The 12636-nt window shown below is 62.3% G+C and carries 10 protein-coding genes; 8 read left to right on the top strand and 2 right to left on the bottom strand.

The genetic code is table 11. The features are described 5' to 3' along the window. Positions 1 to 282 precede the first annotated feature (282 nt). The 6 genes from NKI01_RS07995 to NKI01_RS07970 all read left to right on the top strand — a co-directional run bounded on the left by NKI01_RS07995 (position 283) and on the right by NKI01_RS07970 (position 8409). On the top strand, positions 283 to 2079 hold the full coding sequence (locus NKI01_RS07995; RefSeq protein ID WP_352482491.1) for an acyl-CoA dehydrogenase: 1797 nt from the start codon (positions 283 to 285) through the stop codon (positions 2077 to 2079). 114 nt (positions 2080 to 2193) lie between these two features. Continuing rightward, positions 2194 to 3363 (top strand): acyl-CoA dehydrogenase family protein, encoded by a 1170-nt coding sequence (locus tag NKI01_RS07990; protein WP_023719511.1) that lies wholly within the window; start codon positions 2194 to 2196, stop codon positions 3361 to 3363. A gap of 31 nt (positions 3364 to 3394) precedes the next feature. Further along, positions 3395 to 4603: an acetyl-CoA C-acetyltransferase gene (locus NKI01_RS07985; protein ID WP_352547915.1), complete on the top strand. Its 1209-nt coding sequence runs from the start codon at positions 3395 to 3397 to the stop codon at positions 4601 to 4603. A gap of 12 nt (positions 4604 to 4615) precedes the next feature. Further along, positions 4616 to 6835, top strand: a complete 2220-nt coding sequence (locus NKI01_RS07980; protein WP_352962609.1) for a 3-hydroxyacyl-CoA dehydrogenase NAD-binding domain-containing protein — start codon at positions 4616 to 4618, stop codon at positions 6833 to 6835. An 81-nt stretch (positions 6836 to 6916) separates the two neighbouring features. Beyond that, entirely contained in the window at positions 6917 to 7561 is a 645-nt protein-coding gene (locus tag NKI01_RS07975) for a S24 family peptidase (protein WP_023719508.1), read from the top strand. An 11-nt stretch (positions 7562 to 7572) separates the two neighbouring features. Continuing rightward, on the top strand, positions 7573 to 8409 hold the full coding sequence (locus NKI01_RS07970; protein ID WP_352856692.1) for a thermonuclease family protein: 837 nt from the start codon (positions 7573 to 7575) through the stop codon (positions 8407 to 8409). Here NKI01_RS07970 and NKI01_RS07965 read toward each other — a convergent pair. Beyond that, positions 8372 to 10027 carry a lysine--tRNA ligase gene (locus NKI01_RS07965; protein WP_352482488.1) on the bottom strand — a complete coding sequence of 552 codons (1656 nt, stop codon included), beginning with the start codon at positions 10025 to 10027 and terminating at the stop codon, positions 8372 to 8374. The two genes, NKI01_RS07970 and NKI01_RS07965, sit on opposite strands and share 38 nt — an antisense overlap. A 247-nt stretch (positions 10028 to 10274) precedes the next feature. Between NKI01_RS07965 and NKI01_RS07960 the strand changes: the two genes are divergently transcribed. Beyond that, a complete protein-coding gene (locus tag NKI01_RS07960; protein ID WP_023719505.1) occupies positions 10275 to 10685 on the top strand; it encodes a tellurite resistance TerB family protein in 411 nt (136 codons plus the stop codon). A 14-nt stretch (positions 10686 to 10699) separates the two neighbouring features. Here the strand turns inward: NKI01_RS07960 and NKI01_RS07955 are convergent, their stop codons facing one another. After that, on the bottom strand, positions 10700 to 11551 hold the full coding sequence (locus NKI01_RS07955) for an ABC transporter substrate-binding protein (protein ID WP_352962604.1): 852 nt from the start codon (positions 11549 to 11551) through the stop codon (positions 10700 to 10702). A gap of 271 nt (positions 11552 to 11822) precedes the next feature. Between NKI01_RS07955 and NKI01_RS07950 the strand changes: the two genes are divergently transcribed. Then, positions 11823 to 12554, top strand: coding sequence for a helix-turn-helix transcriptional regulator (locus NKI01_RS07950; RefSeq protein WP_352482485.1), 732 nt, complete (start codon positions 11823 to 11825; stop codon positions 12552 to 12554). Positions 12555 to 12636: the final 82 nt, after the last annotated feature.

The raw sequence follows: 12636 nt of genomic DNA, 5'->3' as shown, positions 1-12636 counted from the left end.
CAACCACCCCCTCCCTCACCACCTTGCGTTTTTGCCGGGGGGGCGGGTATTTGGTTAATACCCACTCTATCCCAACCCCCGGGCGTTCCCCGGCCCGGTTCTTCGTCGTTACCGTCCTTCGCCGTTTGCCGTCTTGGCGCGCGGGAGAAAATTTGCCCCATCGCAGAATTGACGTTTACGCAAACGTCAATATTTGTTATCTCGACCGCAACGTTGGTCCGTCTGCCATCCTCATATGCTGAGGCTGATTTCGGGGCCAAGACCGCATGGTGGAGGAAACGCATGCCGATCTACAGAGCGCCGATCCGGGACACGCTGTTCGTGCTGAACGAGGTGCTGGGCTATCAGCGCTATTCCAATCTTCCCGGATTTTCCGACGCGACGCCGGATGTGCTCGAGGCCATCCTTGCCGAGGGCGCGAAGCTCGCCGAAAACGTCATGCAGCCGCTCAACCGTGTCGGCGACGTGGAAGGTTGTGTGCGCCATGTCGACGGGTCGGTGACGACGCCAAAAGGCTTCAAGGAAGCCTTCGATCAGTATCGCGAAGGTGGCTGGATGGGGCTCGCCGCACCTGTCGAGTTTGGCGGGCAAGGCTTGCCCTATGCAGTGCATACTGCGGTTGCCGAATATATGGTGTCGGCCAATATGTCGCTGATGATGTATGCCGGACTGACGCAAGGTGCGATCGCTGCGATCATCACCCATGGCACCAAAGAGCAGAAGGCGACATGGTTGCCGAAGCTGGTCGAGGGCGCCTGGACCGGCACCATGAACCTGACCGAGCCGCACTGCGGAACCGATCTCGGCTTGCTGCGCACCAAGGCCGTTCCAAATGGCGACGGCACCTATAGGATCTCCGGCCAGAAGATATTCATCTCGGCCGGCGAGCATGACATGTCGGGAAACATCGTCCACCTCGTGCTGGCCCGTATCGAGGGCGCGCCGGATGGCGTGAAGGGCATCTCGCTGTTCATCGTGCCGAAGCTCAAGCTCGATGCATCAGGCAATCCGGGCGAGAAGAACACCGTCTCCTGTGGCTCGATCGAGGAGAAGATGGGTATCCATGGCAATTCGACCTGCGTCATGAATTACGACGACGCTGAAGGCACACTGCTCGGCGAGGCCAATGGCGGGCTGAAAGCCATGTTCACCATGATGAATGAGGCGCGGCTTGGCGTCGGCCTGCAGGGGCTCTCGCTGTCGGAAGTTGCCTACCAGAATGCGGTTTCCTACGCCAAGGATCGCCTGCAGGGCCGCTCGCTGTCGGGGCCGAAAGAACCGGACAGGAAGGCCGATCCGATCATCGTCCATCCGGACATCCGCCGCAGCCTGATGACCATGAAAGCTTTCAACGAGGCCGGTCGGGCGCTGGCGCTGTGGACGGCGATCAAGTCCGACATCGCTCACCGCTCCGGTGACGACAAGGACCGCCAGGCCGCCGACGACTACACCGGGCTGATGACGCCGGTGGTCAAGGGCGTGCTCACCGACAAGGGTTTCGATCATGCGGTAATGGCGCAGCAGGTGTTCGGAGGCCACGGCTATATAGAAGAGCACGGCATGAGCCAGTTCGTCCGCGATGCCCGCATCGCCATGATCTATGAGGGTGCCAACGGCATCCAGGCACTCGACCTCGTCGGCCGCAAGCTGGCCTTGAATGGCGGTCGCGCGGTGCAGGCGTTCTTTAGGGAAGTCGGCGAGTTCTGCGAGGAGAACCGCACCGACGAGAAGATGGCGCCCTTCACCAAGGCGCTGAAGAAGAGCCTCAACGATCTGCAGGCGGCGACGATGTGGCTGATGCAGAACGGCATGGCCAAGCCCGACAATGCCGGTGCCGCCTCGACCGACTACATGCATCTCTTCGGCCTGGTGGCGCTGGGCTATATGTGGGCGCAGATGGCCAGGGTGGCCGCAGCGAAATTGGCGAATGGCGCCGACGGCGCTTCGTCTTTCTACGACAACAAGCTGGTGACGGCGCGCTTCTTCGTGGAGCGGATCATGCCGGAGACGGCGGCGCACCTTGCCCGCATCTCCAGCGGCGCCGACACATTGATGGCGCTGCCGGCCGAAGCGTTCTAGGCTCCCCTCTTCCTCGCGAGGAGGGTGGCCGCGAAGCGGCCGGGAGAGGGCGCCACGGCAGCGCGCCAGCCTCAATTCTGGCGGCGTGCTTGGAAGGAGGATCAGAGAATAAACATGACCAGTCCCGCCGAAATCCTTGGCCTTCCAAAACCCGCCTGGGCGGCGGACGAGGTCGGCATGCTTTATGACATGGCGCACCGCTTCATGTCGGAAGAGATCGCGCCGCGTTACGACGAGTTCGAGAAGAACGAGATGGTCGACCGCGAAAGCTGGCTGAAGGCGGGTGCGGCCGGCCTGCTCTGCGCCTCGATGCCGGAGGAATATGGCGGCTCGGGCGGCAGCTTCGCGCATGAGAGCGCCATCATCGAGGCGATCGCCCATGTCGGCGTCGACGGGTTCGGCATTGGCCTGCACAATTCGATCGTCGCCCCCTACATCCTCCATTACGGCTCGGACGAGCAGAAGAAGAAATGGCTGCCGAGGCTGGCGACCGGCGAACTGATCGGCGCCATCGCCATGACCGAGCCGGGTGCGGGCTCCGACCTGCAGGGCGTCAAGACGCGCGCCGAAAAGGACGGCAACCAGTACAAGCTCAACGGCTCGAAGACCTTTATCACCAACGGCCAGCTCGCTAACTTCATCATCGTCGTCACCAAGACCGATCCGCAGAAGGGTGCCAAGGGCATCTCGCTGATCGTCGTCGAGACCGACGAGGTGGAGGGCTTCGAGCGCGGCCGCAACCTCGACAAGATCGGCCTCAAGGCCAACGACACGTCGGAACTGTTCTTCAACGACGTGCGTGTGCCGACCTCGAACCTGCTTGGCAACGAGGAAGGCCAGGGCTTCGTCCAGCTGATGCAGCAATTGCCGCAGGAGCGGCTGCAGATCGGCACCACTGCTATCGCCATGGTCGAGCGGGCGCTGGCTCTTACCATCGACTACGTCAAGGAGCGCAAGGCCTTCGGCAAGGCCATCATCGAATTCCAGAACACCCAGTTCAAGCTGGCCGAATTGAAGACCGAGGCGACCATTGGGCGCGTCTTCTATAATGACTGCGTTGCCCGCCACATTAACGGCGGCCTCGACCCGGTGACGGCCTCGATGGCCAAATACTGGCTGTCAGACCTGCAGGGAAAAGTCGTCGACGAATGCCTTCAATTGCATGGCGGCTATGGCTACATGAATGAATATCCGATTGCGCGCATGTTCCGCGACGCCCGCGTCCAGCGCATCTACGGCGGAACCAACGAGATCATGAAATTGCTGATCGGGCGCTCTCTCTGAGCCACTTTCAGCAAAGCCAAGGAGCAGGAAAATGGCCGAAGCTTACGTCTATGATGCCGTGCGCACGCCGCGCGGCAGGGGCAAGAAGGATGGCTCGCTGCACGAAGTGCCGGCGGTGCGGCTCGGCGCCAAGGTGCTCGAGGCGATCCGCGACCGCAACGGGCTGGACACCGGCACCGTCGACGACATCATCTTCGGCTGTGTCGATCCGGTTGGCGAGGCGGGTGCAGTCATTCCACGTGCCGCTGCTTTCGAGGCCGGCTACGACACCAAGGCGCCTGGCATGCAGATATCGCGCTTCTGCGCCTCGGGCCTCGACGCCATCAATTTCGGCGCCGCCAAGATCGCGCAAGGCGCCGACGAGATCGTGATTGCCGGTGGCGTCGAATCGATGTCGCGGGTCGGCATGGGCGCCTCCGGCGGCGCCTGGTTCATGGATCCTTCGGTCGGCCTGCCCGGCTGGTTCGTGCCGCAAGGCATATCGGCCGACCTGATCGCCACCAAATACGGGTTTTCGCGCGACGACGTCGATGCCTACGCGGTCGAAAGCCAGAAGCGTGCCGCCAAGGCGTGGGGCGAGGGCCGCTTCAAGAATTCGGTGATCTCGGTCAAGGACCAGAACGGCCTGACCATTCTCGATCACGACGAGCACATGCGGCCTTCGACCGACATGCAGTCGCTGGCCGCGCTCAACCCGTCCTTCGTCATGCCCGGCGAAATGGGCGGCTTCGACGCCGTCGCGGTGCAGAAGCATCCCGAGGTGGAAGAGGTCAACCACGTCCACCATGCCGGAAATTCGTCCGGCATCGTCGATGGCGCGGCGGCCGTGCTGCTCGGCTCGAAAAAGGCGGGAAAGACGCTCGACCTCAAGCCGCGCGCGCGTATCCGCGCCTTTGCCAACATCGGCTCCGAACCGGTGCTGATGCTGACCGGTCCGGTCGACGTCACCGAAAAGCTGTTGAGGCGGGCGAAGATGAAGCTGTCGGACATCGACCTGTTCGAGCTTAACGAGGCCTTCGCTTCGGTGGTGCTGCGCTACATGCAGGCTTTCGACATTCCTCATGACCGGATCAACGTCAATGGCGGCGCCATCGCCATGGGCCATCCGCTGGGCGCCACCGGTGCGATGATCTTCGGTACGGTGCTGGACGAATTGGAACGCCGCGACCTGAACACCGCGCTGGTGACGCTTTGCATCGGCGCCGGCATGGGCACCGCAACGATCATCGAACGCGTCTGACGGAGAGAGATGATGAGCTATACCAATTTCACCCTCGACACCGACGCCGACGGCATTGCTTTGGTCACCTGGGACATGCCGGACCGTTCGATGAACGTCTTCACCCAAGAGGTGATGCTCGAGCTGAACGTCATCGTCGACAAGGTGGCGACCGATGCAGCGATCAAGGCGGCGGTCATTACCTCCGGCAAGGATACGTTCTCGGGCGGCGCCGACATCACCATGCTGCAGAAGATGCTGGCGACCTTCGCCGCCGACAAGGCAAAGGACCCAGAGAAGGCGACCAAGGCGCTGTTCGACAATGCGGGCTATATGAACGGCATGTTCCGTAAGCTGGAAACCTCGGGTAAGCCGTGGGTGTCGGCGATCAACGGCACCTGCATGGGCGGCGCGTTCGAATTGTCGCTCGCCTGCCATGGCCGTGTCGCGGCCGATTCCGACAAAGTGAGGATGGCACTTCCCGAAGTGAAGATCGGCATTTTCCCCGGCGCCGGCGGAACCCAGCGCGTGCCGCGGCTGACCGACCAGCAGCAGGCGCTGCAAATGCTGACCTCCGGCCAGACGCTGTCGCCGCAGAAGGCCAAGTCGATGGGCCTGATCCATGAGATTGCCGAGCCGGACAAGCTGGTCGAAACCGCCAAGGCGATGATCAGGAACGGCTTGAAACCGGTGGCGCCCTGGGACGAAAAAGGCTTCAAGCTGCCCGGCGCTCCGATCTATTCGGTGGCCGGTGCCAATCTGTGGCCGCCGGCCATCGCCATCCTGCGCCGCGAGACCTATGGCAACTATCCCGCCGCTGCCGCCATCCTGAAATGCGTTTACGAGGGCTTGCTGGTGCCGTTCGACACCGCCTTGCGGATCGAGCAGCGCTACTTCACCGAGATCATGCAGACCAGAGAAGCGGCAGCGATGATCCGCTCGTTGTTCGTGTCGCTCCAGGAACTGAACAAGGGCGCGCGCCGCCCGGCCGGTGTGCCGGGAACGAGGTTTAAGAAGATCGGCGTGCTCGGCGCCGGCTTCATGGGCGCCGGCATTGCCTATGTGACGGCCAAGGCGGGCATTCCGGTGGTGCTGCTCGACCGTGACATGGAGTCTGCCGCCAAGGGCAAGGCGCATTCCGACAACCTTATCTCGGATCAGGTGAAGAAGGGCCGTGCCAAGCCACAGGACAAGGACCAGTTGCTGACGCTGATCACGCCGACGGCCGATTACGCCGATCTCGCCGGCTGCGATCTTGTCGTCGAGGCGGTATTCGAGGATTCGGCCGTAAAGAAGGGCGCCACCGAACAGGCCGAGGCTGTGCTCAAGCCTTCGGCGACCTTCGCCTCGAATACGTCCACCATACCGATTACATCGCTGGCCAGGAATTCGGCGCGGCCAAAGAATTTCATCGGCATCCACTTCTTCTCGCCGGTCGACAAGATGATGCTGGTCGAGATCATCCTCGGCAAGAAGACCGGCGACAAAGCGCTGGCCACCGCGATCGACTTTGTCCGCGCCATCAAGAAAACCCCGATTGTCGTCAACGATACGCGCGGTTTCTATGTCAATCGCTGCGTACTGCGCTACATGTCGGAAGCCTACAAGATGCTGATCGAAGGTGTTCCGGCGCCGATGATCGAGAATGCGGCGAAAGCCGCCGGCATGCCGGTCGGTCCTCTGGCGTTGACCGACGAGACCGCGATCGACCTTGCCCAGAAGATCATGAAGCAGACGATGCGCGATCTCGGCGACAAGGCGGTCGACCCGAAGCAGATGGCGCTGATCAGCACGATGGTCGACACGCACGGTCGCTTGGGTCGCAAGAACAGCAAGGGCTTCCACGACTATCCGGCAAAACCTGCCAAGAAGAAGCTGTGGCCAGGCCTCAGGGACCTCTACCCGCAACTGGCGCCGGAGAGGGTCGATTATGAGGAGCTGAAGCAGCGGCTGCTGGTCACCATCGCGCTTGAGGCGGCACGGGTGATGGAGGAGGGCATCGTTACCGATCCACGCGAGGCCGATGTCGGCTCGATCCTGGCCTTCGGCTTCGCGCCCTACACAGGCGGTGCACTGTCCTACATCGACGGCATCGGCGCGAAGAAATTCGTCAAGATCGCCAAGCGCCTGCAGAAGAAATACGGCGCCGAGTTCAGGGCGCCGAAGCTGCTGCTCGACATGGCCGAGAAGGGCGAGACCTTCTATGAGCGTTTCGATCCGTATGACAGGAACGAGGCCAAGGAGACAGCGTGACGCCGTCTTCGGCGGTGGACAAGATGGCGGCCAAGAGGTAGAACAGGGAAGGTATTTTTTCCTGTTTCGAAGGAGAGCAAGGTGCTCTCGCATGACCGCGTTTGGGCCGCCATCGACGCTCTCGCCGAGCGTTATTCGCTTTCGGCCTCCGGGCTGGCCAGGCGCGCTGGCCTCGACTCGACGGCCTTCAACAAATCGAAGCGGCTGTCCTCGGATGGGCGGCCGCGCTGGCCGTCGACCGAATCGCTGGCCAAGATCATCGAGGCGACCGGCGCCTCGCTGGATGAATTTGCGGGGCTGGTCGAAGGCCGGGGTAATTCCGGCGCACTGCCCGTGCAGAAATCGTCGGTGCCGCTGCTCGGCTTCGCCCAGGCGGGCGCCGGTGGCTTCTTCGACGACGCCGGGTTTCCGGCGGGGCAGGGATGGGACCTGATCGAGCTGCCGGCACGGGCAACCGAAACCTCCTATGCGTTGAAGGTCCAGGGCGATTCCATGCTGCCGCTTTACCGCAATGGCGATGTCCTGATCGTCGAGCCGGGGGCTATCATACGAAAGGGCGATCGCGTCGTCGTCAAGACCAATGCCGGCGAGGTGATGGCCAAGGTGCTCGACCGCCAGACACCGAAGTCGATCGCGCTGGTCTCCCTCAATCCCGATCATCCGGACCGCGACATCCCCATGCGTGATGTCGAATGGGTGGCGCGGATTGTCTGGGCAAGCCAGTAGGCGCGGGGCCGGTGCGTCTGCCTCACCTTGCCTTGGCCGTTCTGGCGATTCCGGCGATGGCCACGGCAATTGTCGCTGGCGGCCGCGCCGTCCAGAACCAAAGCGGCGGCCCTGGCGAGCAAATTCAGGTCAGCGCTGAACCCCAGCCCGCCGCGCCGGCTACGTCGGCCATCTCGAAACCAGAGGCGGCCAAGCAGGCTACGCATTCAAGGGCAATCGATCCGGAAATCGTGGTGCCGCCGCAGCTCGGTTCCGACGAGCTTGAACGGATTGAGCCGCGCGCACCGTTGAGCGATCTGGCATTGGCCGGACTGCCCAGGCCGCCAAAAACGAAAATGCCTGACGACTGGAAAGGCACGAAACTGTTCCAGCCGGTCGCGCCGGCCGCCGGGGTCATCGAGGCAAAGGGCTATTCGATTGCGGTTTCCGGCATCGACATCGTCAAGCAGGACGAGACTTGCACCGACGGCGGCAAGTCTTGGAGTTGCGGCATCCGGGCGCGAACTGCCTTCCGCGCTTTTCTGCGCGGTCGTGCGGTGGTCTGTGCCGTGCCGCCCGAAGGCGGCCGTGACCCGATCGCCGCCGAGTGCCGGATCGGCAATCAGGATATCGGCCAATGGTTGGTCGAAAACGGCTGGGCGCGCGCCGCCAAGGGCGGCGCTTACATAGAAGCCGGCGAGAAGGCGCGTGCAGCGAAAAAGGGCGTCTTCGGGCCGGCGCCGAGCGTCTCAGGCCTGCCGCCGCTCCCGGCTGCGTCGCGATCCGCGCCTGTGGCGCCGGGCTCGATCCTGGAGGAGCAGGACGGCGTCCTCAAGCCGCCAGCTGACCAGCAAGCGCCCGTCGAATGAGCTCACGCGTTTCGGCAATGCCGTAGAGTGCGGCGAAGGAACCGAAGCGCGGCCCGCGTTCCTGACCTATCAGCACCTGATAAATCATCTGGAAGAAGGCGACGGAGACGCCGGGTCCACCCTCAGGGCTCTGCTTGGAACGATCCTGGTAGCGCTCGATCTTGCGCGCGACATTGAGGGCGGCGTTCTGGATCGCCTCGCCGGCGGCGTCAGCGGGCAGCGCGGCGAGCGCTTCCGAAAGTTTGGTCAGCGCCTCGCGCTCGACCGCGTCGGCGGCACGGTACACCTTAGCCGGCTTCACGAAATCGTCGAAATAGCGGATCGCATATTCGGTCAGCCGGTCGAGTTCGGGGTGAGTTGCCGGCGTCACACCCGGTGCGTGGCGCGAAATGAAGCCCCACAGCACGTCCCTGTTCTGCGCATTCGAGGCGCTGACCAGGTTGAGCAGCAGCGCGAACGACACCGGCAGGTCGATGATAGGCGGATTGCCGTCATGCATGTGCCAGACCGGATTGCCCAGCCGTTCTTTCCAATCCTGCTTCTGATAAGCAGAGAGGAACGTGTAATATTCGTCTACCGCCTTCGGGATGACGTCGAAATAAAGCTTCTTCGCGGTTCGCGGGCGCTGGAACATATAAAGGCTAAGGCTCTCGGTCGGCGCATAAGTCAGCCACTCGTCGATGGTTAGCCCATTGCCCTTCGACTTCGAGATCTTCTGGCCGTGCTCGTCGAGGAACAGCTCATAATTGAAGCCCTCCGGCGCTGGAGCATCGAGCGCACGGCAAATCTGCCCGGCGAGCTTGACGGAATCGATCAGATCCTTGCCGGACATCTCGTAATCGACGCCGAGTGCTGCCCAGCGCATCGCCCAGTCTGGCTTCCATTGCAGCTTGGCATGACCGCCGGTCACCGGCGTCTCGAAGCGCTCGCCGGTGTCCGGGTCGCGCCACACGATGGTGCCGGCGTCGAGCTTGCGCTCATCGATCGCGACTTGCATGACGATGCCGGTCTTGGGATGGATCGGCAGGAAGGGCGAATAGCTCTGCGCCCGCTCTTCACGCAGCGACGGCAGCATAATTGCCATCACCTTATCGAAGCGCTCGAGCATCTTGAGCAGCGTCGCGTCGAAGCGGCCGGAAGTATAATAGTCGGTCGAGGAAGCGAATTCGTAATCGAAGCCGAAACGGTCGAGGAAGGCGCGCAACCGTGCGTTATTGGCGGCGCCGAAGGACGGATACTCATTGGAGAAAGGGTCCGGTATCCTGGTCAGCGGCTTGCCGAGATACGCGCGCAGCATGTCCTTGTTAGGCACATTGTCCGGCACCTTGCGCAATCCGTCCATGTCATCGGAGAAGCACAGCAGCCGCGTCTTGACCTTGTCTTCGGTCAGCACGCGGAAGGCGTGGCACACCATAGATGTGCGCGCCACCTCGCCGAAAGTGCCGATATGCGGCAGCCCCGACGGGCCGTAGCCGGTCTCGAACAGCACCGTTTCCGGGTAGCCGCTGCTCGCGTAGCGGGCGACGATCTTTTTCGCTTCCTCGAACGGCCACGCCTTGCTTTCGGCGGCCGCGGTGAGGACTTCCGGGCTGAGATCGATCGGCTGTTGTCCGGCCATGATGCTATTTCCTGCAGCTTTGCCGGCATCCGTGCCGGCAGCCGCATGCTCTAGACTATGATCCCGAAAAGTGGAACCCGGTTTCCGGGCAGGACCGTGATCAGGCAAGAAGATATGAGCCCCGTCCCATTTAATCGGTATGGATCAGGCTTCAGGGCCTGACCGGAGCGTCAACGATCGCGGCTCTTTTTCCTTGCGGCGCCGGTCCCTCGTTCCTAACTTCGGGACCCGTCTCAAGGAGTTGTAAATGCCATTGTCGCCACACGAAGCCATGATCTACCTGATGGTCATCACCTCGGCGTCAGACCGCGACATGACCGATGTCGAACTGGCGCGGATCGGCGACGTCGTTCGATCCTGGCCGGTGTTTGAGGATTTCAATCAGGAGCGGCTGGTCGAGGTCGCCCAGGCCTGCCAGAAAATGCTGCAAGAAAAGGACGGGCTGGAGGGCGTCCTGGCGCGCGTCGCCGAGGCGCTGCCCGACCGCCTGCGTGACACCGCCTATGCCGCTGCCTTCGAGGTCGCGGCCGTCGATCTCGAAATGCGACTGGAGGAGGTGCGCGTGCTGCAGCTCGTCCGCCGGGAACTCGACCTCGATGCGCTGACGGTCGCCGCCATCGCGCGAGCCGCCAAGGCCCGCCTTCGCACGCTGACCTGAGCCAGCAGCCAAGCTCAGAAAAAGCTGACCGGAAAATAGCGCAGATAGAACTCGGCGAACGTGCCTTTCACCGAAATTTCCTGCAGCGCATAGTCGAAAGCGGCGGCCAGGGCCGGATCGTCGGCCCTGGTGGCGATCGCCATGCCCGAGCCGAGATATTCGGGCGCCAGATAGGGGCCGCCGGCAAAGCGGCAGCAGCCCGCCGCATCCGAACCGCCGAGCCAGAACGCAAAACGCATGCCATCGCCGAAGGCGGCGTCGATCTTGCCGGCTTTCAGCTCGCCATAAAGCTCCTCCGGCTTTGCGAAGGGGACGATTTGGACGTCGCCGAAATAATCGCGCAGCATCCGCTCATGCCCGGAGCCGGCGATCACGCCGACACGCTTGCTGCGCAGCTTGTCGAACATTGGTTCCGTCAGCGCCTGTGTCTTCGGCACGACGAAGCGTGCCGGAAATTGCAGGTAGGAGCGTGAAAACGCGTATTTCGACCGCGATTCCGGCGTGGCGGCGATTCCGGCAATGATCGCTTCGCCTTCGCCTTTCCGCAGCGCGCCTTCGAGCTCGGCCCAGGGCAGCGCCTGGATCTGGCATTTTTCGGCAATGCCGAGCTCGGCGCAGATGGCGCGCGCCAGGTCCACATGGAAGCCGGACAGTCGGCCTGCCCCGTCGAGAAAGTTGAAGGGCGGGAAATCGGTGGTGGTCAGGAATCCCAGCCGCGGCAGCATCGAAAGGTCCGGCTTTGGCAGCCGCACCTTGGCGTCCCAAAACACCGGCACCTGCGGCTCCGCAGCGCGCGCAGCACCCGCAAGCGATTGCACTCCGATCAGCATCGAGATCAATGAAATGGATATGCACCGAAACGCCACGCGACGACTCCGTCCAGTCTTGCCCCGGCTTTCGTACGAAATAACACAGGTTCTTGTACGAAAATAACTCAGGCACAACGGTTTTTGGTTTCATCATGGCAATTTAGGGATATTGTTTAGTGAGTTTGCAAGTGACTGTATGATGCCGGCTCAAGAGGAGCGGTGGGGCGTACAGAGGGAGCAGCTTTGCAGTCCGGGGTTGATGGCGTAGTGCGGGTTGATCACTGCCATTGGTCTCAAGCGCGGAAGGCAACATGGGGTAGATGTTGCGATGGGTCATTTCGATCGTACCCTGGAGTTGATAGATCAGTTGCAGCACGCCGGCACAGCGGCCGCCGTCTGCGAAAAGCTGCTGGGGGTAACAAGCGGGTTCGGGCTGACGGCGCTGATGGCCGGGACGGTTCCGCAACCTGGAACGCCGAAAAATCAGCAAAAGAACCATGTGCTGCTTTGCGACTGGCCGGCTGAATGGCTTGAGCGCTACGTCGCACGCAACTACGTCGATCACGATCCCGTCGTCAGCCACATGAAGCAGCTTCAGGCGCCGTTCCAGTGGCGGGAAGCGTCTCAGGGCATCCGCATCGGCAAGAGCGGCGGCGAGGTGATGGGCGACGCCGGTGAATTCAAGCTGCGCGACGGGTTGGCCTTCCCGCTGATCACGCTCGATGGCCAGATCGTCATGGTGTCGCTGGGCGGCGAGGCTGTCGAATTGTCGGGCGCCGAGTTCGGGTTGGTCTCGTTGGTCTCGACTTATGCGATTGGCCGCGCCATGCAGCTCCACACCATGGCGGGCAAAACCATCGACCATGTCGAATTGACGCCGCGTGAGCGCGAATGCCTGCAATGGGCCGCCGTTGGCAAGTCCGAATGGGAGATTTCCCAAATTCTCGGCATTTCGGAACACACGTCAGAGAAACACCTTCTTAACGCCAAAAGCAAACTCGGTGCCGTCAACCGGGTCCAAGCCGTCGCGGAAGCGATAAGGCGCGGCTATATTAACTAGGTCGGCCGCGCCGGCCTAGAAATTCTTGCCTACGTGATCGCGTAATTTTCTCGGGGGAGCACGGCCGTATTTTCCTATTGAA

The organism is Mesorhizobium sp. M0815, from assembly GCF_040319995.1.
GTDB lineage: Bacteria > Pseudomonadota > Alphaproteobacteria > Rhizobiales > Rhizobiaceae > Mesorhizobium.
Note: the sequence above shows the minus strand (reverse complement) of the source record. Positions and strands in the feature narration are given on the sequence as shown.